The sequence below is a fragment of the Halovalidus salilacus genome, from assembly GCF_031852275.1.
Taxonomy (GTDB): Archaea; Halobacteriota; Halobacteria; order Halobacteriales; family Natrialbaceae; genus Halovalidus; species Halovalidus salilacus.
Genome location: NZ_CP134700.1, coordinates 992,412 through 1,015,503, shown reverse-complemented (window position 1 = coordinate 1,015,503; position 23,092 = coordinate 992,412). Strand labels below are relative to the sequence as shown.

Below are 23,092 nucleotides of genomic sequence, written 5' to 3'. Positions count from 1 at the left end.
GTCCACGGACTCGCTCGAGCGATTCACCCTCCTCGCGGAACTCCTCGGTGATGAACAGGGAGGTGTCGAGGAGGAACCGCTGCTTGAACGCGTCTCCGGGCGTGGTCGTTCGGGCGGGAGTGCGGACCGAACCCGGAAATAAGTGGCTCGCGGCGCTTCGGGTTACTGGTCCGGAGTTCGCCCGGGTTCGGGGCCGAGCCCCGCCTCCGCGACGATCTTCGCGCCGATATCGGAGAGTTCGACGGTGACGTCCTCGGAGACGACCTTGCTGATCTCGTCGAGGTTGCCCGCGAGGACCGTCAGCACGTCGTCGGGATTCGCGTAGAGCAGCATCGTTCCGTCCTTCCCCTCGGCGACCAGTTGCAGGTCGTTCAGCGCCACCTGGTTGTCCTGGATCGTCGCCGCGACGACCGGGAGCGCGGCGGGCTTGCCCGGTTCGTCGTCCCGGACCTTTCGGATGTGGACCTCCTCGAGGTCGAGGACGTCCTTGTGCTTCTTGATCTGTTCCGCGCAGTTCACCATGTCGTTGAGGAGGGCCGTCCGCTGTTCGTTCCCGTGGTCGCCGTCGAGACAGTGCTGACAGACGCGAAGTTCGAGACGCATTAGCGGTGGTTGGTACTCGAGGCCGATGAGAATTCCGCTTCCGGGACCGGAACGCTCGCCACTACGGACGGGGGCGCTCGCCCCTTCGGACCGGGCCGCTCGAGCCCTCCGGACCGGAGCGCTGGCCCCCTCGAGTCGCGGGACGGTCGGGCCCGCTGTCGAATCAGTCCCTTTTTACCCGGCGGCGGGGAACTGCGACTATGAGCTTCGAGGAAGACGATCGCGTCGTCCTGCACGACAAGCACAGCGAGTTCGACGGCGAGGTCGGGACCGTCACCCAGACGATGGAGTCGATGTTCGGCGACGTCACCTACACGATCAGCTTCGAGGACGGCCAGGAGACGGGCGTCCCGGAGGACTCCCTCGAACCGGCCGACGAAGCCGACGAGGCCGACGCCGAAGACGACGAGGAGTAACGTCGACGCCCGATTCTCGCCGGTCGAAGCGCGACCCGAACTCAGCCCACGCCGATGCCACAGATTCCGCTCCACTACGTCGATCTGCGAACGTTCTGCTACGCCACCGAGGACGACAAGCGCGTCGAGGAGGCGCTCCGGACGTACCTCCCCGAGGAGGTCGACCTCGAGCGCGCCGAGAGCGAGGGCCACTACGGCGACCGCATCCTCGTCCTCTCCGCGCGGGTCGAGCGCGCCGACGAGATCCGTCACGTCCTCTCGCGACTCTCCGAACTCGAGGAGTTCGACCGCCTGCTCCGGGAACTCGACCAGCGCGTGACCGAGAACTGCGAGCTGTTCCTCCGCCTCGACAAGCAGGCGGCGTTCAACGGCGAGGTGGCCCTCGGCGACGGGATCACGTTCCGGGCGAAGGTGGAGGCCTACCCCGCGAAGAAGGAGCGAGCGGTCGAGAACGCCCGGGAGGTCCTCCAGCGGATCCACGACGAGGACGTCGGGAACTGAGCCGGGTCGGCGGCGGTCGACCGCGGGCCGAGAACGGCGACTTTTTGCCCCGCGCTCGAGACGCTCGAGTATGAGCGTACACGTCGTCGCCGACGACCCCGTTCGCGAGGCGGTCGTCGCGGCGCTCGCGGACGTCGACCTCGAGGTGCGGGCGGCGAATCCCGAGGACCTCGCAGACGCGCGCTTCGCGGTCGTGAGCGACGTCGCCGGTTCGGAGACGTTCGCCCGCGCGAACGCGGCCGCTCGAGCGGGCTCGACCCCCTGGATCGGCGTCGAAGTGGGCGGCATCGGCGGGTTCCCGCTGGCGGATGTCGACGCGGCGGTGTCGGGCTACGCGTCCGCTTCCGACACGGGCTGTTACGACTGTTTACGCGCGCGCGTCGCCTCGACGACCGAGAAGGACGCCCTGGCCGACCGCCCGCGGGCCGACCGGAGCGCGGTCAGGCTCGCCGGTGCCATCGCCGGCCGCGAAGCGGTTCGCGTCCTCTCGGGCGACGACCGGTCGATCCTCGGCCACGTCGTCGAGGTTCCCCACGCCAGGCGGCGCTTTCTCCCGGTCCCGGGCTGTGACTGCGACGAGGGACGCGATCGGACGCTCGAGCGCGACGACGACTCGCTGTCGCTCGAGGAGGCCGTCGAGCGCGCCGAACTCGCGATCGACGACCGCGTCGGGCCGATCGTCAGCATCGCCGAGGCGGAGTCGTTCCCCGCGCCGTACTACCTCGCGACGGCGGCCGACACGAGCGCGTACAGCGACGCGAGCGCGGCGCGACAGGCCGCCGGGGTCGACACGGACTGGAACGCGGCGCTGATGAAGGCGGTCGGCGAGGGCCTCGAGCGTTACTGCGCGGGCGTCTACCGGGACGACGAGTTCGTCCGGGCGAGCGAGGCCGACCTCGCAGCAGCGGAGGACCGTGGGCTCGATCCGGAGAACGTCGTCCCTCCGACCGAACTGGTCCGTCCCGAGGGGGCGGCGGCGTACGACCCCGCGGACGAGATCCGCTGGGTCGAGGGCGAGAACCTCGAGACGGGCGAACCCGCGTTGCTGCCGGCCGCGGCGGTGCAGTTCCCCCAGCCCGGCGAGCCGATCGCCTACTCGATCACGACCGGCCTCGGGCTCGGTTCGTCGACGGTCGACGCGCTCCTGTCCGGTTTGACGGAGGTGATCGAGCGCGACGCGACGATGCTCGCGTGGTACTCGACGTTCGAGCCCCTGGGACTCGCCGTCGACGACGAGGCGTACCACGCCCTCGAGCGACGGGCGGCGAGCGAGGGGCTGTCGGCGACGCCCCTGCTCGTCACGCAGGATATCGACGTCCCCGTCGTCGCCGTGGCAGTCCACCGCGATCCGGCCGAGGCGGACGCCCTCGGGGACGAGGAGTGGCCTCACTTCGCCGTCGGGTCCGCGGCGGGCCTCGACGGCACCGCGGCCGCACGCTCGGCGCTCGCGGAGGCGGTCCAGAACTGGATGGAACTGCGCGGACTCGGTCCCGAGGACGCCGACGACGCCTCCGGCGCGATCGGCGAGTACGCCTCGTTCACGGAGGCGGCCCGCGACTTCGTCGACGCGGAGGCGACCGTCCCCGCCGAGCGCATCGGCCCGGACCCCGCGCCCGAGGGCGCCGAGGCGCTCACCGAACTCGTCTCGAGGGTCGCCGACGCGGGGCTGACGCCGTACGCCGCGCGGCTTACCACCCGCGACGTCGGGACCGTCGGGTTCGAGGCGGTCCGCGTCGTCGTTCCCGGCGCCCAGCCGCTGTTCACCGGCGAGCCGTTCTTCGGCGAGCGGGCGCGAACGGTGCCGGCCGACCTCGGGTTCGAACCGCGCCTCGAGCGCCCCTTCCACCCCTACCCGTAGGTCGGCGGCGGCGTCGAGTCGTCGCAAATTGCCGGGCCCGTTACGGATCGCGTCGTGGGCCTCTCCTCCGGGTCCGGTTCTCGATCACGGTCCCGTTCGCTCGAGCGACCGCTCGACGTACGCGAGGTACCGAAAAGCGATGGGACGGAAATGGATTGCTCCGCAGTCGGTCGGCACCGAAATCGCGGTCGGCTACTCGTCGTCAGTCTCGTTGTCGCCCGCGGACCCGTTCTCGTCTTCGTTCGCGTCTTCAGTTTCGTTCTGGCCGGTCTCGTTGGCGCCGCCGTTTCGTTCGCTCACCTCGAGCTCGAGGTCGTCGTCGTAAACGGTAACGTGGACGTACCGGGTGTCTTCCGTGATCTGCGTCGTCTCGACGAGGGCGTCGTCTTCGTCCTCCCTGTCCTCGCCGAATCGGGTGGCCTGAAACCGCTGGGGGGTCCCGCGGAGCCGTCCGGGGACCGCCCGCTCGCCTGGCTGGAGGTTGATCGCCTCCTCGTACGTCTGGTTGTCGTTACCCTCCTCGGTGCTGTAGGCCTCGAGGAGGACCTCGTACGGCCGGTCCGCCTCGCTCACGATCCGGAGTTCGATCGGGCTCGCGACCGACCCCGTGAAGTGTTCCTCGACGCCCTCGAGACAGCCCGCGGCGCCGACGACCGCGAGGGTCGCCCCCGTGCGAAGTACCGTGCGACGGTTCACGAGTGTGGGTCGGGGCCGAGCGCACCTATGCGTTACTTTTCTCGACGTCCGCCCCGGGTAGCGGACCAGGCCGCCGAGGGGGCGGTTCGACCGCGTCACTTTTATGCTCGTCAAGTGATCACTCACGGCATGGAGAAAACGGCGATCGACGACGTCGAAGTCGAGGTCAATCCGATGCGCGTTCACGCCGTTCGGCGGCCGATCTCGGACGCGCTCGGCTTCTCCGACTTCGCGATGAACTACTTCGAACTCGAGTCCGGCGAGTCGTTCTCCGGGGGGTTACACACCCACCACGACCAGGAGGAAGTGTTCTACGTTCAGGCGGGAACCGCGACGTTCGAAGTCCTGATTCCCGACGACGGGGACGGCGTGAGCGACGGCGAACCGCGCGAGGTCACCGTCGGGGCCGGCGAGGTGATCCGATTCGCCCCGGGCGAGTTCCAGCAGGGGTACAACGACGGCGACGAGCGCGTCGTCGGGTTCGCCTTCGGCGCGCCGAAGGCGAAACACGACTGGGGGCAGATCGAGTCGCTCGTCCACTGTCGGGAGTGCGACGACGAGGTGGGACACGGAGTCGACCTCACGGACGACGGCCGGTTCGAACTGACCTGCACCGAGTGCGGTACCTCGTTTTCGATCCCGTAACGCCGCCGCGCTTCGATCGGTTCGACGGCCGATCGATGTCGGCCCAGCGTGCGTCCTCCTCGAGCATCGTCAACGTCGTTTTGTGGCGACCGGTGCCTCTCAGCGGCCGGTTCGTCGATCGTCGGCGACGCAACTCCGCTGGCCTCTCGGGGAACGATCTACGAAGGTATACGACAGAAAATTTGAGTTTCGTAATTACGTCAACGAAATTACCTTCACATGTTAACGAAGGTTTTCTCCGTCGTCCACCGCGTGGTATTCTCTCACACTATGAGCGACGTCACCAACTATCGTCAGCACGAGCCGTTCGACGGCGAATCGTTCGACGACGGACCGTTCGACTCCGAACCGACCGGGGACCGCTCGGCCGGTGCGGAGTCCGGAGAGCTCGAAAACGAACACCGTCGGAAATTCCGTCACAACCATGTCGCGTAACACGATCATGATCGCGATCGGCGCGCTCTGTCTCGCCGCCTTGATCACGGCCGCGCTCGGCCTGTACCGCCCGTTCTCGTACCTGGCGGCGGGAGTCATTCTCGCCGTCGTCGCCTCCGCGGCGACCGAGCAGAACGACAGCGAACTCTCCCTGGAACCGTACACGGGCATCGTCGCCGGACTGGGAGTTCTCTTCCTGATCGGACTGACCGGGATCTGGCTGACGTGGGATCCGACGGTCACCGAGTACGAGTACGTCCTCGGGCTGCCGATACCCACGCTGATCTACTTCGCCTTCATCTGGTTCCTCCCGCTGGGGGTCGCGATCTACTACTCGCTGATCTTCGATCGAATCGGCAGCGAGGAGATCGTCGAGGAGATCGTTCGCGACGCGCGGCGGAAGCAGGAGGAGCGGACGTATCCGCTGGCGCCGGACCGGGCAGATCGGGAGACTGGGGGCCCGGACCTCGTGGAGGTGAGCGATGAGTAGCGTCGCCCTCCTCGCGACCCTCGCAGCGCTCGCGCCGCTGCCGCTGCAGGGGATCCCGGTCGCCGACGAGCCGGTCATCATCGCCTTCGGGGCGGCGTACCTGCTACTCGTCGTCGCGATCGGCGTCTGGGGCTGGCGACAGACGAACACGACCGACGACTTCCTGATCACCGGCAAGAGCGTCGGCACGTGGGTGCTCGCGATGACCGCCTTCTCGGTGATCCAGTCGGGGTTCGGCTTCGTCGGCGGGCCCGAACTCGTCTACGCGTACGGGACGACCTCGCTGTGGATCTTCTTCTCGGCACCCATCGGGTTCCTGCTCACATGGGTCGTGCTCGCGAAGCGACTCCGCGTGCTCGCCGATATCCGCAACGTCCTGACTCTGCCCGACGCGATGTTCGTTCGGTACGAGAGCGAGTGGGTCCGCGGGCTCGGCGGCCTGGCGGTCGTCCTCGGCGTGATCGCATACCTCGCGGTGAACCTGGCCGCACTCCAGTTCGTCATGCGCGCCATCTTCGGCATCCCCGTCATCTGGGGCCTGCTCGGCGGCGCGTTCATCCTGCTGTTCTACAGCATGCTCGGCGGGATGATCGCCGGCGTCTGGACGGACTTTGTCCAGGCGCTCACGATGATCACCGGCGCGGTGTTCGTCTTCGTCTACGCGATGTCCTTCGGCGGCGGCATGGAGAACATCTCCCGGAATCTCGCGAGCGCCGACCCCGCGCTGATCTCGCCGTTCGGTACGCTCGGCGGCGCGGAGACCGCCATCATCGTCGGCCTCGCCTGGTGGGTCCTCTTCTCTGTCGGCTCCGCCGGTCAGCCCCACCTGATCACGAAGTTCTACATGAGTCGGAACCTCACGATCCTCAAGTGGGGCGCCCCGATCGCGGCCATCTCCTACGCCATCTCGAGCATGATCGCCTTCTCGGCCGGTCTCTCGATGCGCGCGATGGTCGAAGCCGGCGAGATCGAGGAGACGTTCAGCGCGAGCGAAGTCGGCCCGGTGTTCGTCCTCGAGCACACGCCGGAGGTCCTGGCCGGGTTGATCCTGGCGGCGCTACTGGCGGCGATCATGTCGACGAGCGACTCGTTCCTCAACATCGGCGCGGCCGCCATCTCCCGGGACATTCCGCGAGCGTTAGGCCGTCCGATCACGGACGACCGGACGGAACTGCGCGTCACCCAGGCGGCGCTGGCGATGATCACGGTCCTCTCGACGGTCGTGGTCTTCTACTCCGACGCGCTAGTGGGCATCCTCGGGGCGATCAGCTGGGGCTTCTTCGCCGCGGCGTTCGTCCCCGTCGTGGTGCTCGGGATGAACTGGAAGGGCGCGACGAAGTGGGGCGCGATCACCTCGCTGATCCTCGGGATGGGGTTGAACGTCGTCTACAACGTGATTCCGGAGGCCGCGTCCGTCACGGGGGACGACTGGCTCGTCGAACTGATCTCGGGAACGCTCTACCCCTACCCGCCGGAGGTCCCGGCCGAGGCGATCATCCTGCTGGTCGTGATAGTCGCGTTCATCTTCGTCTCCGTCGCGACCCAGGACGGCGAGCGCTTCCCCGCCGACCTCAACACGCTGTTCGAACGATGATGACGACCGCCGAGGAACCGATCGCCCGCTTCACGCGGTGGCTCCGTCAGCGCCCGAACTCGATCGAGTTCTGGGAACTGGTGCTCACCGACGAGCGCCTCGTCTGGTGTTACGTCGGTCAGTCCTACCGCTCCATGCTCCTGCGGGCGGACATGGGCGAACGCGACCGCGCCCTCGTCGACGACCGGCCGCTCGAGGACCTCCTCTCGCTCGCCGAGGAGAACTTCGCCGTCCCGCTGTCGGACCTCGAGGAGATTCGCTTACTCGAGGGGACGCGGTTTCGACGCGCCCGCCTCGACATTCGCTGGCGTCCGGGCGGCGAGCGCGGCGACGCCGACCGATACGGCGGTGAAATGACGCTCGTCGGAACCAGCGACGCCGCGTCCCACGCCGACCTCGTCGCGGACCTCGCCGATGATCCCCGACTCGAGCACGTCGACGTGTCGGTCGAGTCGCGGGGGTTGCCGTTCCGCTGACCGTCGGCGGGCGCTCCGCCGAGGCAGTTCGCGGTCCCCGACGCCGACGCCGAACCGCTCTCGGGCGCAGGTGTCGCCCCGAATTCCCACCCCGACCTCGAATACCCCTCCCGTCGTGCACCACGATACGGGCACCGACACATGACCTGGCACATCACACTCGACCACGACTCGTACGACGACGCCCGAGATTCGTTCGCGTGGGACGTCCCCGAGGCGTTCAACGCCGCAGCCGACCTCGTCTCGAAACACGAGGACTGCGACCGGGTCGCGCTCTCCCAGTCGCACCCCGACGGTCGCCGCGAGCGGTACACCTTCGACGACCTCGACGAGCGATCGAACGCGGTCGCGGCCGCCCTCGAGTCCCGCGGCGTCGAGCGCGGCGACCGCGTGGCGGTCGTCGTCCCGCAGAAACCGGCGAACGTCCTGACCCACCTCGCCTGCTGGAAACTGGGCGCGATCTCGCTGCCGCTGTCGGTGCTGTTCGGCGACGACGCGCTCAGGTACCGGCTCACGGATAGCGGCGCCCGCGTCGCCGTCGTCGACGAGTCCCAGCGCGAGACGATCCGCGCCGTCGCGCCCGACTGCCTTGACCTCGAGCACGTGCTCGTGGTCGACGGCGACCCCGAGACGGACGAAATGGGCGAGGCTGCTGCGGCGCGGTTCGACGACGCGATCGACTGGGGCGTCACCGACTACGACCGCGCGGAGACGGACGTCGACACGCCGGCGGTCGTCATGTACACGAGCGGATCGACGGGGGCACCCAAGGGCGTTCTCCACACTCACGGCGTCTGGCTCGGTCACTGCCCGGCGTTCCAGATGTACTTCGAGCGGGACGTCCGGGACGACGCCGTCTTCTGGACGCCCGCCGACTGGGCCTGGATCGGGGCGCTGGGCGACCTCGTCTTCCCCGCCTGGCACTACGGCCGCCCCGTCGTCGGCTACCCGATGGGTTCGTTCGACGCCGAGCGCGCCTTCGAGATCATGGCCGACTTCGACGTCACCCACGCCTTCCTCCCGCCGACCGCGATCCGAATGCTGATGGAGGTCGACGAGCCGACCGAGGCGTACGACCTCTCGCTGCGCGCCATCTGCTCCGGCGGCGAGCCCCTGACCACCGAGATCCTCGAGTGGGCCGACGCGGAACTCGAGGGGACGATCGTCAACGAACTCTACGGCCAGACCGAGGCGAACCTGCTCGTGACGAACTGCCGAGAGTGGTTCCCTGCGAAACCCGGCAGCATGGGGAAGCCGGTTCCCGGCCACGACGTGGCGGTCCTCGATCCGGGGGCGGGCGAGCGCGTCGACCCGGGCGAGATCGGCGAGATCGCCGTCCGCCGGGACGACGACCCCGTCGTCTTCGAGGAGTACTGGAACGCCCCGGAAAAGACCGTGTCGGTGACCCTCGAGGTCGACGGCGATACCTGGCACCTCACGGGCGACCTCGCCGAGCGCGACGAGGAGGGGTACCTGTGGTTCGTCTCGCGGGACGACGACCTCATCATCACCAGCGGCTACCGCGTCGGCCCGCGCGAGGTCGAGGAGGCGATCCTGGAGCACGAGGCGGTCGCCCAGGTCGGGGTGGTGGGGGTGCCGGACGAGACTCGAGGCGAGATCATCAAGGCGGTCGTCGAACCCGCCGACGGCGCGCTTTCCAACGAGGAGGATGCGGAGGGACTCCGCGAGGAGATCCGAAACCTCGTCCGGGACCGACTCGCCGCGTACGAGTACCCGCGCGAGATCGAGTTCCGAGACGAACTCCCCCAGACGACGACCGGGAAGATCCGGCGGTCGGAGTTGAAGGAACGCTGAGAAGGCATGACGGAGATCGAACGGACGTCCACGATCAGTGGAGGAAGAGGATACGACGCGAATTAGCGAAACTGCTCACCACCTGTCGGAAACCGCGTGCGAGACGCGGAGCGTGAATTCGCCGCGGCGGCATCTACAGGCGGAGCAGGCCGAGTGCCTCGGGGCTTGACCCCGAGGCGGTTCACGGCGCAGGCTGGTATCGTCAGCGGGAGAACTCCCTCGACGAGTTCGCTAAAATATCGGTACAGGTGGGTTACTCTCCGGGCGGTTCGATCGCGCCGAGTTGCAGGAACAGTCCGAACAGGTCGGGGAGGCTGGTCACTTCGACCACCTCCCCGTCGTCGAATCGATAGAGCACGAAGTCCTCGATCTCGACCGAGGTTCCGGTCGGTTCGATGCCCAGGAGTTCTCCTTCGTGGGTCCCGCCAAACGTGCAGTACGCCATCACCTCGTCGTCCTCTGCGATGACGTCGTGGGCGTCGAAGAACAAGTCCGGGAACCCCGACCGAACTCTCCGGAGGTTGTCCTTGTACGCCTCGCGCCCGCGAACGCGCCCGCCGACGTAATCGGGCTTGTTCAGGATGACGTCCTCGGCCAACACGTCGTCGATCGCGTCCTCGTCGTCGCCGTCCCAAACGTCGTAGACCCGTCGTGCCGCTCGTTTGTTCTCCTCGAGTGTGGTTGCTGATGCCATTGACTCCTCCGTTCGTAGCGCCTTATCCGACGTCTTTCGGCCCCCCGCGGCTGCAAAGCAGGCGCTGGTCGCTGCTACGACTCGCACCACGATAATTATTAACACACCTTACGATCGGTGAATTCCCATCTACCGGTATTTCCCCGTAGAAACGGACAGTATCCACCAGCGATGATAGAAGAGTTAGGACCGAATGCGTCGAAATATACGCCCCGTGCACATTGCACGACGGTGAGAACAGCTATCAGAATCGGTTTCCCGATCAGCAGTCGGTTCGCACGCGAACGTACGGCTCGAACGACCCGATATCGGACGCCGCACGAAAGATCGCAGCTGCGCGACGAGAACGCGGATCCTCGAGCGACCTACTCGTTCGGCGAGTAGTTCGGCGCCTCGTCGGTGATGACGACGTCGTGAGCGTGGCTCTCGGTCTGGCCCGCGGGCGAGATGCGGACGAACTCGGCGCGCTCTTTGAACTCGGGGATCGTGGCCGCGCCGACGTAGCCCATGCCCGACTGCATGCCGCCGGCGAGCTGGTGGAGTTCGGACTTGAGCGAGCCCTTGTACGGGGTCGCGGCCTCGACGCCCTCGGGGACGTACTCCTCGTCGTCCTCGGGGTCCTCCTTGAGGTAGCGGTCGCCGTCGCCCGACTTCATCGCGCCGACCGAGCCCATGCCGCGGTACTGCTTGTAGCGCTTGCCGTTCATCGTGATGACGCGGCCGGGCGCCTCGTCGGTGCCCGCGAAGTACGAGCCGAGCATGATGGCGTCAGCGCCGGCTGCGATGGCCTTGATCGCGTCGCCGGAGTAGCGGATGCCGCCGTCGGCGATCACGGGCACGTCGTGCTCGCTCGCGACGTCGGCCACCTGCGCGACGGCCGTGATCTGGGGCATCCCCGCCCCCGAGACCACGCGCGTCGTGCAGATCGAACCGGGGCCGATGCCGACCTTGATGCCGTCGGCGAAGTCGACCAGATCTTCGGCCGCCTTGCGGGTGCCGACGTTTCCGACGACGACGTCCGCCTCGACGCTCTCCTTGATCTCGCGCGCGCCGTCGATGACGTTCAGGTTGTGGGCGTGGGCGGTGTCGATGAACAGCACGTCCGCGCCGGCCTCGTCGGCCGCCAGGGCGCGGTCCGTCTCGAACGGGCTCACCGCGACGCCGAGTCGGAGCCGACCCTCCTCGTCGCGGACCGCGTCATCGTACTCGCGGCGCTGGAGGATCCCCTGCATCGTCACCAGTCCGACGAGCAGGTTCTCGTCGTCGACGACCGGCACGCGCTCGATCTTGTGCTCGTACATCAGGTCGAACGCCTCGCGCGCGTCGACGGCCTCCGGCGCGGTGATGACCTCGTCGGTCATCGCCTCGGTGACCGGGTCGTCCTCGTTGACCTCGAGGTGCGGGCGGATGTCCGTGCTCGAGATGATCCCCAGCACCTCCCCGTTGGTGTTGACGACGGGCGCGCCGCCGACGCCCTCGCGGGCCATCATCTCGTCGACCTCCTTGACCGACATCTCCGGGTCGGCGGTGACGACCGAGTCGAACGGGATGATGAGTTCATCGGCGCGCTTGACCCGCTCGATCTCCTCGACCATCCGGTCGACGTTCATGTTCCGGTGGAGGACGCCCAGGCCGCCGTGGCGGGCCATCGCGATCGCCATGTCGCTCTCGGTGACGGTGTCCATCGCGGCCGAGAGGATCGGGACGGAGACCTCGACCGACTTCGACACTCTCGAGGTGAGTTCCGCGGCGTCGGGCTCGACGCGGCTCTCCTTGGGGCGGAGCAGCACGTCGTCGAACGTCAGCGCTTCCGGTACGTCGAGCTTCGAAGAATAGGGCTCGTGCTCGGGGATGTCGTTCGCCATGTAAACAGTCCGGAACCGTCGGCAAAAAACGTTGCGTGTTGAGGCTTCGACGCGCCGTGGTACCCCGTGACCCGTTCCCGAGGGCGATACGGCCTCCCAGTCCCGCGAACGACTCCGCTACGAACCCCGGATCCGATTCGACGAGCCGATGGACCCTCCGAGCGGACGGTCAACGGGCGACCGTCCGCTCGGTCGACGACTCGAAGCGCGTTCCGAAAATCGAACTCGAGCGGAATCGACGGCGCTCACTGCACGCGGACGCCCTGGCGCGCGAGGAACTCGCTGACCTCTTTGATCTCGACGGGGCTGCCGATGATCCGGCAGTACTCCTCGCTCTCGTCGAAGATGGTGACGACGAACTCCTCGTTCAGCCGCGACTCGAGGCCGTCGATGGCCTCCCAGGGGAGGACGATCTGGGTGCTGTCGCGCAGCCGGGAGGCGTTCGTCATCGTATACGAACGGCTTCACTCGCCCAGCGTTTATATGCGTCGAAGTCCGATTGGTATCGGTAATCGCGATGACGTGAACAGTGCGGAGCCCGTCCGAAGGCGGCTCGGACGCCGGGTCGACGGGGTCTCGTTCGAGAGGGCGCGGAGCGGGGGTAGACGTTAATTGTGAACGGACCGTACCGGGCGGACGACGGAGGGACACGCGACCGATGAGCGACCACCACACCGGCGTCAGGGAAACGGACGGCATCGAGTACACGTACGAACACGTCGAGGGCGACCTCGAGCCGCGGGCGGACGTCTACGCGGTGACGAGCGTCGTCGAGTACGACGACCACCCGGCACACTTACCACGTGCCCGGCGAGCGACTCGATTCGGTGCTGGGCGACGGGGAGGTGATCGACGGACGGATCGTCGACGTGCGACCGATGACCGACGAGGAGGCGAGGCGGGAACGCGAGGCGTACGTGGACGACGAGTAGGCGGCTCGCGCCTCGAACCCGTTACACACCTCGAGTCGGTCCCACCGTCGAACCGCGCACGGGCCTCCGAACCGCAGCGTCACCCGGGGGAACCGGCGGAGTATGGAAAGGGTTTTTCGCGGCGAGCGGTTTACCACCGATAAATGGGGCTCGAGGAGGAGATCGAAGCAATCGAGGAGGAGATCGCCAACACGCCCTACAACAAGTCGACGGAGGCGCACATCGGCCGGTTGAAGTCGAAGCTCGCCGAGAAGAAGGAGAAACTCGAGAACCAGTCCTCCGCCGGCGGCGGCACCGGCTACGCCGTCGAGAAGACCGGCGACGCGACGGTGGCGCTGGTCGGCTTTCCGAGCGTCGGTAAGTCCTCGTTGCTCAACTCCCTGACCAACGCCGAGAGCGAGACGGGCTCCTACGAGTTCACGACGCTCGACGTCAACCCCGGGATGTGTAAACACCGGGGAGCGAACCTCCAGATCCTCGACGTCCCGGGGCTGATCGAGGGGGCGGCGATCGGGAAGGGCGACGGAAAGCAGGTGCTCTCGGTGGTCCGAAACGCCGACCTGATCGCGTACGTCCTCTCGGTCTTCGAGATCGAACAGTACGATCGCCTCCGCAAGGAGCTCTACGACATCAACATCCGCGTCGACCAGGAGCCGCCGCGGGTGACCGTCCGCCCGAAGATCAAAGACGGGATCAAGGTCACCTCGACCGTCGAGCAGGACCTGGACGAGGAGACGATCAAGGAGGTGGTGCGCGACCAGGGGTTCGTCAACGCCGACGTCAACCTGGGCGAGATGGTCGACATCGACCGCCTCATCGACGGCCTGATGGACAACCGGGAGTACATCCCCTCGATCACGTGCGTCAACAAGGTCGATCTCATCGACCCCGAGTACAAGAAGACGGTCGACGAGCAACTCCGCGAGCGCGGCCTCGACCCCGAGGAGGTGACGTTCATCAGCGCCGAGGAGGAGAAGGGGCTCGAGGCGCTCAAGGATCGGATGTGGGAGAACCTGGACCTCATCCGGGTCTACATGGACAAGCCGGGCCGGGGGGTCGACTACGAGGAGCCGCTGATCCTCGAACGCGGCTCGACCATCGAAGAAGCCATCGAGAAGCTCGGGGGCGATTTCGAAGAGCGATTCCGCTTCGCCCGCGTCTCGGGCCCGAGCGCGACCCACGACGAACAGCAGGTCGGCGACCAGCACGTGCTCGAGGACGAGGACGTGCTCAAACTGATCCTCCGACGGTAGTTCGGCGTTCGTCGTTCATCACCGGAACCGTTCGCCGGCCATCGCGTTCCGCCGCGCGTCCTTCGCCCCGCTTCGTCACCCCCCGTGACTGTCCTCACCCGCGACCGGCGCTGGGTTTTTGTTTCATCGACGACCAGATCCGGTATGAAACACAGTCTCGAGCGATCACCGCCGAGGCGGGTCGACGTCCTCGTCGTCGGTACCTCGAACTGGACGGGCGAGGTGGCGGCGATCGACGCCGCGGACTTCTCGGTCGCGGCGACGCCCCCCCCCCCTCGAGTTCGAGTACGCTGCCGACGGGGAGACGTCGGTCGACGTCGACGGGGACGCACTCGAGTCTGCCGACTGCGTGCTGACGGACGATCCGGACGTCCTCTCGGCCGTGCGCGGGAGTCGGCGCGGAGACGGTGACTCGCCGAACGCCGAATCGGACGCCGGCGGGCCACCGGACCGCTCGCCGGACGCGCGCAGACCGGCCGAGCGCTCATCCGCCGGATCGGGGGTACCCGTCGTCTACGTCTTCGACGACGAGGCGGAAGACGGCGGCGAGGCGGACCTGACGCGGGCGCTCGAGCGGGGCGCGGCGACGGTCGTCCCGCGGAGCGCGGTGTCGGAACCGACTCCGGCGTACCTCGCCCACCGGATCGACGGGATCCTCGAGCGGGAGGAATCCGAACGCGCGAGCGAGCGACGGGAGACGTGGTACCGCTCGCTGCTCCGCCACGCCACCGACACCCTCCTCGTACTCGACGAGGATCACCGCCTGGTGTACGCGAGCCCGGCCGTCGAACGGATCGCCGGCTACGATCCCGACGGACTCCGGGACGTCCCGGCCAGCGAGGTGGTCCACCCCGACGACGTCGACGAGTACCTCGAGGCGGTCGAGGCCGCCCACGAGGGCGGTCCCGGGGCGACGGCCACCTGCGAGTACCGCTGCCGGTACGCCGACGGTGCGGAGCGCATCCACGAGGCGGTCGTCACGAACCGCCTCGAGGAGCCGATCGACGGGATCGTCGTGGCCGCCAGGGACGTCACCGACTACCGCGTCGTCGAACGGGAGTTGCGCGAGACGTTCGACCGGGTGACCGACGCGTTCCTGGCCCTCGACGCGGACATGCGCTTCACGTACGTCAACGACCGCGCGGAGTCGATCCTCCGGGCCGATCGGTCGGAGTTGCTCGGCCGACGGTTCCTCGACGTGTACCCCGAACTCTCCGGATCGTCGTTCGACGAGGCGACGGTCGAGGCGGTCAGGGAACAGGAGGTGCGGACGATCGAAGACTACTACGGCCCGTCGGACGCGTGGATCGAGGCGCGGATCTACCCCTCCGAGACCGGCGTGTCGGTCTACTTCCGCGACGTCACCGAGCGCGTCGAACGCGAGCGCGAACTCGCCGAGCGAACCGAGCGCCTCGAGACGCTCGTCGAGCACGTGCCGCTCGTCCTCTTCACGCTCGACGACGAGGGAACGATCGTCCTCTCGGAGGGGCCGGCCATCGAGTCGTCGACGATCGATCCGGCCGACGTCACCGGCGAATCGTTCTTCGACGTGCTCGAGGACTACCCCCTCGTTCGCGCCGAGGCGAAGCGGGCGCTCGAGGGCGAGTCGGTCCACACTCGCAGGCGCGTGGGCGACCGGACCTTCGAGGCCTGGCTCAACCCGGTCACCGGAGACGGAGGCGACGGAGGCGAACCCGACGCCGACGGGACCGGGGACGGATCGGACGTCGACGGCGACGTCGAGCGCGTCATCGGCGTCGCGATCGACGTCACCGAGCGGGTCCAGTACGAGGAGACGCTGAACGCGCTCCACGAGGCGACGCGCCACCTGCTGACCGTCGACTCGAAGCGGGAGGCCGCCGAGTACATCGTCGACGTCGCCTCGAGCGTCCTCGACCTCGAGAGCATCGTCTACCGGTTCGACGAGCACCGAAACGAACTCGTCCCGGCGGCCTACGACCGGTCGCTCGATCCGGCGATCAGCCCGCCGCCGAGCCACGGCCCGAACAGCTCCATCACCTGGCGGACGTTCGTCTCCGGGACGCCCGTCGCCCACGACGACGTCCGGGAGGATCCCGACGTCTACACCGCGGAGCCGATCTCGCGGAGCGGCCTGTTCGTCCCCCTGGGCGAACACGGCGTCTTCGTCGCCGCCTCGCCGGAGATCGGCGCCTTCGACGAGCAGACGTTCGAACTGGCGCAACTGCTCGCCGCCACCGCCGAAACCGCGCTCGATCGGATCGGCCACACCCGCCGCCTCCACGAGCGCGAGCGCGACCTCGAGCGCCAGAACGAGCGCCTCGAGCGGCTCAACCGCGCGGGCGCGATCAGGGAGGGGATCGAGGAACTGCTCTTGCTGTCGGACACCCGCGAGGAGATCGAAGCCGGCGTCTGCGAGCGGATCGCCGACCTCGAGGAGTGCTCGTTCGCCTGGATCGGCGAACCGGATCCCGGGGGAACCCACGTCGAGCCGCGAGCGACCGCGGGGCTCGGGCGGGGATACCTCGAGGCCGTGACGATCACCACCGTCGACGATTCCGCGGCGGAACCGTCGGGACGGGCGACCCGAACCCGTCGGCCGACCTACGTCGGCAACGTCGCCGGCGAGCTCCGGGACGGCTCCTGGCGACTCGAGGCCCTCTCGCGGAACTTCCAGTCGGCCTTCTCCGTCCCGCTCGTCTACGACGACTTCGTCTACGGTGTGCTCACCGTCTACGGCGAACGACCCGACGCCTTCGACGAGACCGTCCGTTCGACGCTCGCCGAACTCGGCGAAACGATCGCGTACACGATCGACGCCGTCAGGCGCCGCCGGTCGCTGCTCGGCGGGACGGTCACCGAACTCGACCTCGAACTCGAGGAGGAGTCGGCGTTCGAGCGCCTCGCCTCCCGGTTCGACGCGCGCGTGACCCTCGAGGGGGCCATCCCGCAGGACGACGGCTCGACCATCGCGTTCGTCGCCCTCGAGACGTCCCTGTCGGAGGCGGACGCGGAGTCGCTCGCGTGCGACGGCGTCGCGGACGCCTCGATCATCGCCGAGGGCGAGGAGGAGTCGCTGGTCCAGCTGCTCCTGACCGAGCGGTTCCTGGGGGCGGCGATCCACGACAACGGCGGCGTGCTGCGCGACCTGTCGGTCGACGAGGGCGTGACGCGAGCGACCGTCGCGATTCCCGAGGTGGTCGCGGCTCGCGAACTCCTCTCGGGGATCAACCGATCGGGCGTGAAGGCGTCGATGGTGGCCCGGCGCGAGGAGTCGACCGGCGATACGGACGTCTACGGGCGCGCCGGCCGAAACCCGTTGTTCGAGGCGCTGACCGACCGCCAGCACGAGGTGGTCCGCACGGCCTACCACGCCGGCTTCTTCGAGTGGCCCCGGCGGACGACCGGCGAGGCGATCGCCGACTCCCTCGACATCTCCCCGCCGGCGTTCCACAAACACGTCCGCTCGGCCGAGCGAAAGCTGTTCGAGTCGCTGTTCGGACGCGGTGTTACCACCGGATACAGTTAACTGTTTAACCCACCCGATTCCAGGGAGGTTATACGGTTAACAACCACCCTCTTTACTGGATACCGCGAAGACGAGGATGTCTTCCCGACTCTGGGGGGTATCAACCACCATGACAGATGCAACAACACAGGATTCGACCGCGGCGGATGGCCAGTACACCGTCCAGTTCGATCGACTCGACGACGAACCGCTGAGCGTCGCGATCGCCGACGCCGTCGCGACCTACCGCGGCATCGACGTGGTCGACCTCGAGCCGTTGCACTACACGATCAACGCCGACGCGCTCGAGCGCCTGTTCGAGCCGCGCGCCGACGGGCTTCGAACCGGCGGCACCGTCACGTTCGAGTACACGGGCTGTCTGGTTACCGTCACCGCCGAGGGCGGGATCACCGTCGAGGCGCTTCGGACGGACGACGACTGAGCCCTTCCGGACGAACGCGCGACTCCGGGCGCGGCGTCTCCCGCCTCGAGTCCGCTCGCGCTACTGCCGGTTTTTCTCTCTCCGCGCGCCGACCCGTGGGTTTCGGTCTCTCGGCGGAGTCGCACGCGGAGACGGTCGTTCGAGCGAGTGGGAGCGAGCGCCAGAACGGGACGAAGCAACGACGAGTATAACGGACTGGCCACCCTGGGTCGAACCGATGCGCGCGTTTCGGATCGCCTACGACGGAACCGGCTACTACGGCTTCCAGCGCCAGCCCGACGTGCCGACCGTCGAGGACGCGATCTTCGACGCCCTCCGGGACCTCGACGTCCTCGCCTCCGCGGACGATCCGGAGGGGCGAGGTGACAAGCCCGAGGGATACGCCGCCGCCGGGCGCACCGACGCCGGGGTCTCCGCCCTCGCCCAGACGATCGCTTTCGAAGCGCCCGACTGGCTCACCCCGCGGGCGCTCGACTCGAGGCTCTCGCCGGACGTCCGGGCGTGGGCGGCGGCCGACGCGCCGGCGGACTTTCACGCGACCCATCACGCGAGTCGGCGAACGTACGCGTACCACCTCCACGCGCCCCCCTCGGACGGGTCCGACGAACCGGTGCCCGTCGACGGCGCGGTCGATCGGCCCGTCGACGACGACCGCGTTCGGGCCGCCCTCGAGGCGCTCTCCGGCCCCCACGACTTCCACAACCTCACGCCCGACGACCGGAACACCGAGCGCTCGCCGACGCTCGAGGCGACCCGGGACGGCGACTACCTCGTCGTCACTGTCTCGGCGGGCGGCTTCCCCCGCGAACTCGTCCGCCGACTCGTCTCGCTCGCCCGCGGGGTCGGCGCCGGCGAGGAACCCCTCGGGAAGGTCGACCGCGTCCTCTCGCCGGAACCCCTGCCGGGTCACGAGGGCGTCGCCCCCGCGCCACCCGAACCGCTGGTCCTCACGCGCGTCGAGTACCCCGGCCTCGAGTTTTCGGTCGACGCCGACGCGGCCGCGAGCGCGCGCGAAGCGTTCGACCGACGGCGCCTCGAGCGTCGAACCGGCGCGCGGGTCGCCCGACAGCTTCGGGACCGCGTTCGGTGACGATTGGGTGACAGCGGTTCGGTGACGGCCGAGTTCATCGCCTCGGCCGGCCCGGGTGCGAGCGCTTTTACGGTCCGGGATCACACGTCGCTCCATGGAACTGTCTCCCGAGGAGTACGGTGCGTACTGGGGGGCGTCGCTCCGCGTCGCCGCCGGAATCCTCGTGATGGGCTTCGGCTACCGGCTGGCCGCGCCGCTGCTCTCGTTCTCGGCGCCCCCGGCGGTCGGCCTGGGCGTGATGCTGGTCGCCGGCGTCGTCGTAGCGGGGAGTTTCCTCGTCGTCCTCGGCCTCTCGCGGGCCGTTCGAGCCGCCGTGAGCGCCGAGTTGCGGCGGTGACGGGCGCGTATCCCCGCCGTTCGGGCGCCGCTCGCCGCCGTCACGCCCACTCGGTCGGCCAGATGTCCGCCGCGCGCATTCCGGGTTCGTACGCCTGCTCCTCGAGCGCCTCGCGGAGGTCCGCTTCCTCGAGCCGCGGGATCGCCCCGTCGCCGCACGCGAGTTCTCGGACGAGCAGCGCCGTCAGGATGGCGTGTTCCCGGAGGATCCGGGAATCGGCCTTGTCGCGCGTGTCGGCGGCGGTGTGACCCCAGCCGCGACCCCGCTCGGCGCCCTGCGGCGGTTCGCTGTGGAGCTGGAGGGCGGGGACGCCCGCACGGAGGAACGGCCAGTGGTCGCTGAACGGGTGCGGGTCCCGCTCGTGACTCACCGGGTGACCCACGGCGTCCGTCACGCGCTCTGCGAGGTCCGCGAGCGACTCCGAGGCGTGCGAGAACGCCCGCAGGTTCCGGAAGCGGCCGGCCCCGTCGACGTTGACGACCGCGCGGACCGACTCGAGGTCCAACGACTTCGCGAGCGCCTCGGCGCCCAACAGACCGATCTCCTCGCAGCCGACGCCGGCGACCCGCACCCGGCGCTCGAGGTCGTCCTCGACCGCGGCGAGGAATCGGCCCGCCCCGACCACGGTCGCGATGCCGCAGCCGTTGTCGAGCGCGCCTTCGGCGACGTCGTGGGCGTCGTAGTGGGCCAGGAGGACGACCCCCTCGTCCGACTCCGGCCCCAGCGTCCCGGTGACGTTCTGACTCGAGCCCTCCTCAGTCGTCGCTTCGACGCGCAGGCGCGCCCGGCCCCCGCGGTCGGCGTAGTCGGTCAGCCAGTCGCCCGTCTCGGCGCTGACGCCGACCCCCGGGATCGCCGCCTCGCGGTCGAACGTGAGCGCTCCCGTCGGCGGGAGTTGCCCCGGGACGTGGTTCGCGAAGACGAACGCCTTCGCGCCAGCGGCGGCCGCCAGCCCGAACTTCTCCATGCGGTGGACGAAGCGACGATCGGGCGGCGTCGTCGTGCTCGAGACGGCGATCGCCCCGTCGAGTCCCCGTTGCTCGCTCGCCGCTTCGATCTCCGCCGGCGTGCCGTACCCCACGTCGACGAGCGGTCCCTCGAGGTCGCCGGGCGGAGAGTACGGTAACGCGATCGCCTCGAACGACCGCTCGACGGGGTCGACGACGGCGAACTCGGTCCGACCCCGCTCCCAGTACTGCATCGGAAACGTCTCGAGTTCGACGTCCTCGAGCCCCGCCGCTTCGAACTCCTCGCGGACGATCTCGGCGGCCCGTCGTTCCCCCGGCGAACCCCCCATGCGATCGGGCAGTTCGGTCAATCGCGTCAGCGCCTCCCGCGGGCGGTCGTCGAGCCACGCCCGGCCGACGGCGCGCTCGAGGTGCGGGTGGACGTCGATCTCTCCTCCGTCGTCGCCCGCGCGGTTGCCGACGTCGGCGGGGGTGTCGGTACTCGTAGCGTCGTCGGTCTCGACGCGGTCCGGGTCCGAGTTCGAATGCTCCGTCACGTGGTGGTCCCTCCCCGGATCGTACCACCTCGAGGGGGAAAAGCCGTCACCCGACGTACGGGAGCGCTCTTCGGTACGTTTTACCAGGTTCGCTCCGTAGGCCGCTCCATGAGTTCCGTTCCCGACCGCTCGGAGGTCGACGAGGAATACACGTGGGACCTCGAGAGCATCTACGCGAGCGACGACGACTGGCAGGAGGCCTACGACGCGGTCGCAGAGCGCCTCGAGGACCTCGCGACCTACGAGGGACAGACGATCGACGACGCCGAAACGCTGCTGTCGGTGCTCGAACTCCGGGATTCGATCATGCGCGAGGTGTCGACGGTCTTCGCCTACGCCCGGATGCGCCGGGACGAGGACACCACGAACCAGGAGTACCAGGCGGTGACCGCCCGGGCCCAGTCGCTGGCCGCCGACGCGAGTTCGACGGCCTCGTTCATCGAACCCGAACTCCAGGAGCTGACGGTCGAGGAGTTCGAGGCGATGGTGGAGGAGGAGCCGGACCTCGAGACGTACGACCACTACGTCGACGACGTGCTGCGGATGAAACCCCACACGCGCTCGGCGGAGGTCGAGGCCCTGCTGGCGGACCTGAGCGAGGTCACGGGCGCGACCGGCGAAGTCTACAACATGCTCTCGAACGCCGACATGGCGTTCCCGACCGTCGAAGATCCTGACGGCGAGGCGGTCGAGATCACCCAGAGCAACTTCGTCAACCTGCTCAAGCGCTCCGACCGCGACTTCCGACAGCGGGTCTACGAGGCCTACTTCGACGAGTGGGAGGACGTGCGAAACACCGTCGCCGCCTCCTACAAGAACAGCGTCAAGGCCGACGTGAAGATGGCCCGGGCGCGCGACTACGACACCGCCCGCGAGGCCGCCCTCGACGGTCCGAACGTCCCCGTCTCGGTCTACGACACGCTCGTCGAGACGGTCCACGACGAACTCGAGAAGCTCCACCGCCACGCCGACCTCAAGCGCGAGGCGCTCGGCGTCGACGAACTGCGGATGTGGGACGTCTACATGCCCCTGACCGGCGGCGAGGGGCCGGACGTCGAGTACGACGAGGCGACCGAGTACGTCGTCGACTCGCTGGCCCCGCTCGGGGAGGAGTACCAGTCCCGGGTCGCGGAGGGCCTCGAGTCGCGCTGGGTCGACGTCTACGAGAACGAGGGGAAGCAGGCCGGCGCGTACTCGGGCGGCACCTACGACACCCAGCCGTTCATCCTGATGAACTACCAGGACGACATCGCCTCGATGTACACCCTGGCCCACGAACTCGGCCACTCGATGCACTCCGAACTGACGAAGGAGGAACAGCCCTACGTCTACTCGGGCTACGAGATCTTCGTCGCCGAGGTCGCGAGCACCGTGAACGAGGCCCTGCTCACGAACCACCTGCTCGAGACCGTCGAGGACGAGGCGTTCCGTCGTCACGTCCTGAACGAGTTCTTAGAGCGCGTGCGCTCGACCCTCTACCGCCAGACCCTGTTCGCCGAGTTCGAACACGAGGCTCACCGACTCGAGGAGGAGGGCGAACCGCTCACCGCCGACCGCCTCGACGATCTCTACCGCGGGCTCAAGCAGGAGTACTACGAACCCGCCGTCGTCGACGACCGCATCGCCCGCGAGTGGATGCGCATCCCCCACTTCTACCGCGCGTTCTACGTCTACCAGTACGCGACCGGGATTTCGGCGGCGCTCGCCATCGTCGACCGCGTCCTCGAGGAAGGCGAGGACGCCGCCGCGGATTACCTCGCGTTCCTCCGCCGGGGCTCCCGCGAGTACCCGCTCGACCTCCTGCGGATCGCCGGCGTCGACATGGGTTCCTCGGCGCCGATCGAGCGGGCGCTCGCGACCTACGGCGAGCGACTCGAGGAGTTCGAGGCGCTGCTCGAGTGACGGCGTGCCGACGCGTTCGCCTCCCGTCCGGCGGATGACCGGCCCCGAAATGCGACC

Annotated in this window: 22 protein-coding genes and 1 pseudogene; 15 read left to right on the top strand and 8 right to left on the bottom strand. The window is 68.3% G+C overall.

Annotation, left to right across the window (positions count from 1 at the left end):
• Positions 1–13: 13 nt before the first annotated feature.
• Both RJT68_RS04925 and RJT68_RS04920 read right to left on the bottom strand, forming a co-directional pair.
• Positions 14–100: pseudogene (locus RJT68_RS04925) on the bottom strand (RNA ligase partner protein); the annotation flags it as partial.
• Positions 101–162: 62 nt separating this feature from the next.
• The gene (locus RJT68_RS04920; protein WP_407039261.1) at positions 163–603 is read right to left on the bottom strand and encodes a hypothetical protein; all 441 of its coding nucleotides are present in this window, start codon (positions 601–603) and stop codon (positions 163–165) included.
• Between the two features lie 200 nt (positions 604–803).
• On the opposite strand from RJT68_RS04920, the gene RJT68_RS04915 reads away from it, so the two are divergent.
• The 3 genes from RJT68_RS04915 to RJT68_RS04905 all read left to right on the top strand — a co-directional run bounded on the left by RJT68_RS04915 (position 804) and on the right by RJT68_RS04905 (position 3,378).
• Complete coding sequence (locus tag RJT68_RS04915) at positions 804–1,019, top strand: DUF1918 domain-containing protein (protein WP_407039260.1); 216 nt, start codon at positions 804–806, stop codon at positions 1,017–1,019.
• A 54-nt stretch (positions 1,020–1,073) separates the two neighbouring features.
• Positions 1,074–1,520, top strand: a complete 447-nt coding sequence (locus tag RJT68_RS04910) for an RNA-binding protein (RefSeq protein WP_407039259.1) — start codon at positions 1,074–1,076, stop codon at positions 1,518–1,520.
• Positions 1,521–1,590: 70 nt separating this feature from the next.
• Positions 1,591–3,378: a YcaO-like family protein gene (locus RJT68_RS04905; protein WP_407039258.1), complete on the top strand. Its 1,788-nt coding sequence runs from the start codon at positions 1,591–1,593 to the stop codon at positions 3,376–3,378.
• 192 nt (positions 3,379–3,570) lie between these two features.
• On the opposite strand, the gene RJT68_RS04900 is transcribed toward RJT68_RS04905, so the two are convergent.
• Entirely contained in the window at positions 3,571–4,074 is a 504-nt protein-coding gene (locus RJT68_RS04900; protein WP_407039257.1) for a hypothetical protein, read from the bottom strand.
• Between the two features lie 129 nt (positions 4,075–4,203).
• On the opposite strand from RJT68_RS04900, the gene RJT68_RS04895 reads away from it, so the two are divergent.
• On the top strand, positions 4,204–4,719 hold the full coding sequence (locus tag RJT68_RS04895) for a cupin domain-containing protein (protein ID WP_407039256.1): 516 nt from the start codon (positions 4,204–4,206) through the stop codon (positions 4,717–4,719).
• Positions 4,720–4,941: 222 nt separating this feature from the next.
• Here RJT68_RS04895 and RJT68_RS04890 read toward each other — a convergent pair whose 3' ends face one another.
• A complete protein-coding gene (locus RJT68_RS04890; RefSeq protein ID WP_407039255.1) occupies positions 4,942–5,145 on the bottom strand; it encodes a hypothetical protein in 204 nt (67 codons plus the stop codon).
• Between RJT68_RS04890 and RJT68_RS04885 the strand changes: the two genes are divergently transcribed.
• The 4 genes from RJT68_RS04885 (at position 5,144) to RJT68_RS04870 (ending at position 9,529) form a co-directional block, all read left to right on the top strand.
• Entirely contained in the window at positions 5,144–5,644 is a 501-nt protein-coding gene (locus tag RJT68_RS04885; protein WP_407039254.1) for a hypothetical protein, read from the top strand. The genes RJT68_RS04890 and RJT68_RS04885 overlap by 2 nt on opposite strands.
• Positions 5,637–7,238 (top strand): sodium/proline symporter, encoded by a 1,602-nt coding sequence (locus RJT68_RS04880; RefSeq protein WP_407039253.1) that lies wholly within the window; start codon positions 5,637–5,639, stop codon positions 7,236–7,238. The genes RJT68_RS04885 and RJT68_RS04880 overlap by 8 nt, the downstream gene beginning before the upstream one ends.
• Positions 7,235–7,714, top strand: coding sequence for a hypothetical protein (locus RJT68_RS04875; RefSeq protein WP_407039252.1), 480 nt, complete (start codon positions 7,235–7,237; stop codon positions 7,712–7,714). Before RJT68_RS04880 ends, RJT68_RS04875 begins: the two co-directional genes overlap by 4 nt.
• Before the next feature lie 141 nt (positions 7,715–7,855).
• A complete protein-coding gene (locus tag RJT68_RS04870; protein WP_407039251.1) occupies positions 7,856–9,529 on the top strand; it encodes an AMP-binding protein in 1,674 nt (557 codons plus the stop codon).
• Between the two features lie 253 nt (positions 9,530–9,782).
• Here the strand turns inward: RJT68_RS04870 and RJT68_RS04865 are convergent, their stop codons facing one another.
• The 3 genes from RJT68_RS04865 to RJT68_RS04855 form a co-directional block, all read right to left on the bottom strand.
• The gene (locus RJT68_RS04865) at positions 9,783–10,223 is read right to left on the bottom strand and encodes an ester cyclase (RefSeq protein WP_407039250.1); all 441 of its coding nucleotides are present in this window, start codon (positions 10,221–10,223) and stop codon (positions 9,783–9,785) included.
• A gap of 365 nt (positions 10,224–10,588) precedes the next feature.
• Positions 10,589–12,088, bottom strand: coding sequence for an IMP dehydrogenase (gene guaB, locus RJT68_RS04860; protein WP_407039249.1), 1,500 nt, complete (start codon positions 12,086–12,088; stop codon positions 10,589–10,591).
• Positions 12,089–12,333: 245 nt separating this feature from the next.
• Positions 12,334–12,537, bottom strand: coding sequence for a VNG_1110C family protein (locus RJT68_RS04855; RefSeq protein WP_407039248.1), 204 nt, complete (start codon positions 12,535–12,537; stop codon positions 12,334–12,336).
• 354 nt (positions 12,538–12,891) lie between these two features.
• Here RJT68_RS04855 and RJT68_RS04850 point away from each other — a divergent pair, with 354 nt between their 5' ends.
• The 6 genes from RJT68_RS04850 to RJT68_RS04825 all read left to right on the top strand — a co-directional run bounded on the left by RJT68_RS04850 (position 12,892) and on the right by RJT68_RS04825 (position 19,629).
• Positions 12,892–13,020, top strand: coding sequence for a hypothetical protein (locus tag RJT68_RS04850; protein WP_407039247.1), 129 nt, complete (start codon positions 12,892–12,894; stop codon positions 13,018–13,020).
• Between the two features lie 143 nt (positions 13,021–13,163).
• The gene (locus RJT68_RS04845) at positions 13,164–14,273 is read left to right on the top strand and encodes an OBG GTPase family GTP-binding protein (protein WP_407039246.1); all 1,110 of its coding nucleotides are present in this window, start codon (positions 13,164–13,166) and stop codon (positions 14,271–14,273) included.
• A 349-nt stretch (positions 14,274–14,622) separates the two neighbouring features.
• A complete protein-coding gene (locus tag RJT68_RS04840) occupies positions 14,623–17,781 on the top strand; it encodes a PAS domain S-box protein (protein WP_407039245.1) in 3,159 nt (1,052 codons plus the stop codon).
• 109 nt (positions 17,782–17,890) lie between these two features.
• Complete coding sequence (locus RJT68_RS04835) at positions 17,891–18,202, top strand: HalOD1 output domain-containing protein (protein ID WP_407039244.1); 312 nt, start codon at positions 17,891–17,893, stop codon at positions 18,200–18,202.
• A 217-nt stretch (positions 18,203–18,419) separates the two neighbouring features.
• Entirely contained in the window at positions 18,420–19,292 is an 873-nt protein-coding gene (gene truA, locus RJT68_RS04830; protein ID WP_407039243.1) for a tRNA pseudouridine(38-40) synthase TruA, read from the top strand.
• 94 nt (positions 19,293–19,386) lie between these two features.
• On the top strand, positions 19,387–19,629 hold the full coding sequence (locus RJT68_RS04825; protein ID WP_407039242.1) for a hypothetical protein: 243 nt from the start codon (positions 19,387–19,389) through the stop codon (positions 19,627–19,629).
• Between the two features lie 40 nt (positions 19,630–19,669).
• On the opposite strand, the gene RJT68_RS04820 is transcribed toward RJT68_RS04825, so the two are convergent.
• Positions 19,670–21,025, bottom strand: coding sequence for a M28 family peptidase (locus RJT68_RS04820; RefSeq protein WP_407040323.1), 1,356 nt, complete (start codon positions 21,023–21,025; stop codon positions 19,670–19,672).
• Between the two features lie 216 nt (positions 21,026–21,241).
• On the opposite strand from RJT68_RS04820, the gene pepF reads away from it, so the two are divergent.
• Entirely contained in the window at positions 21,242–23,035 is a 1,794-nt protein-coding gene (pepF, locus tag RJT68_RS04815) for an oligoendopeptidase F (protein ID WP_407039241.1), read from the top strand.
• Positions 23,036–23,092: the final 57 nt, after the last annotated feature.

Bases quoted from the DNA above. Each gene is read 5' to 3' on its own strand.
- RJT68_RS04920 (WP_407039261.1), bottom strand. From the start codon at position 603: ATGCGTCTCGAACTTCGCGTCTGTCAGCACTGTCTCGACGGCGACCAC.
- RJT68_RS04915 (WP_407039260.1), top strand. From the start codon at position 804: ATGAGCTTCGAGGAAGACGATCGCGTCGTCCTGCACGACAAGCACAGC.
- RJT68_RS04910 (WP_407039259.1), top strand. From the start codon at position 1,074: ATGCCACAGATTCCGCTCCACTACGTCGATCTGCGAACGTTCTGCTAC.
- RJT68_RS04905 (WP_407039258.1), top strand. From the start codon at position 1,591: ATGAGCGTACACGTCGTCGCCGACGACCCCGTTCGCGAGGCGGTCGTC.
- RJT68_RS04895 (WP_407039256.1), top strand. From the start codon at position 4,204: ATGGAGAAAACGGCGATCGACGACGTCGAAGTCGAGGTCAATCCGATG.
- RJT68_RS04885 (WP_407039254.1), top strand. From the start codon at position 5,144: ATGTCGCGTAACACGATCATGATCGCGATCGGCGCGCTCTGTCTCGCC.
- RJT68_RS04890 (WP_407039255.1), bottom strand. From the start codon at position 5,145: ATGGTTGTGACGGAATTTCCGACGGTGTTCGTTTTCGAGCTCTCCGGA.
- RJT68_RS04880 (WP_407039253.1), top strand. From the start codon at position 5,637: ATGAGTAGCGTCGCCCTCCTCGCGACCCTCGCAGCGCTCGCGCCGCTG.
- RJT68_RS04875 (WP_407039252.1), top strand. From the start codon at position 7,235: ATGATGACGACCGCCGAGGAACCGATCGCCCGCTTCACGCGGTGGCTC.
- RJT68_RS04870 (WP_407039251.1), top strand. From the start codon at position 7,856: ATGACCTGGCACATCACACTCGACCACGACTCGTACGACGACGCCCGA.
- RJT68_RS04865 (WP_407039250.1), bottom strand. From the start codon at position 10,223: ATGGCATCAGCAACCACACTCGAGGAGAACAAACGAGCGGCACGACGG.
- guaB (WP_407039249.1), bottom strand. From the start codon at position 12,088: ATGGCGAACGACATCCCCGAGCACGAGCCCTATTCTTCGAAGCTCGAC.
- RJT68_RS04855 (WP_407039248.1), bottom strand. From the start codon at position 12,537: ATGACGAACGCCTCCCGGCTGCGCGACAGCACCCAGATCGTCCTCCCC.
- RJT68_RS04845 (WP_407039246.1), top strand. From the start codon at position 13,164: ATGGGGCTCGAGGAGGAGATCGAAGCAATCGAGGAGGAGATCGCCAAC.
- RJT68_RS04835 (WP_407039244.1), top strand. From the start codon at position 17,891: ATGACAGATGCAACAACACAGGATTCGACCGCGGCGGATGGCCAGTAC.
- truA (WP_407039243.1), top strand. From the start codon at position 18,420: ATGCGCGCGTTTCGGATCGCCTACGACGGAACCGGCTACTACGGCTTC.
- RJT68_RS04825 (WP_407039242.1), top strand. From the start codon at position 19,387: ATGGAACTGTCTCCCGAGGAGTACGGTGCGTACTGGGGGGCGTCGCTC.
- pepF (WP_407039241.1), top strand. From the start codon at position 21,242: ATGAGTTCCGTTCCCGACCGCTCGGAGGTCGACGAGGAATACACGTGG.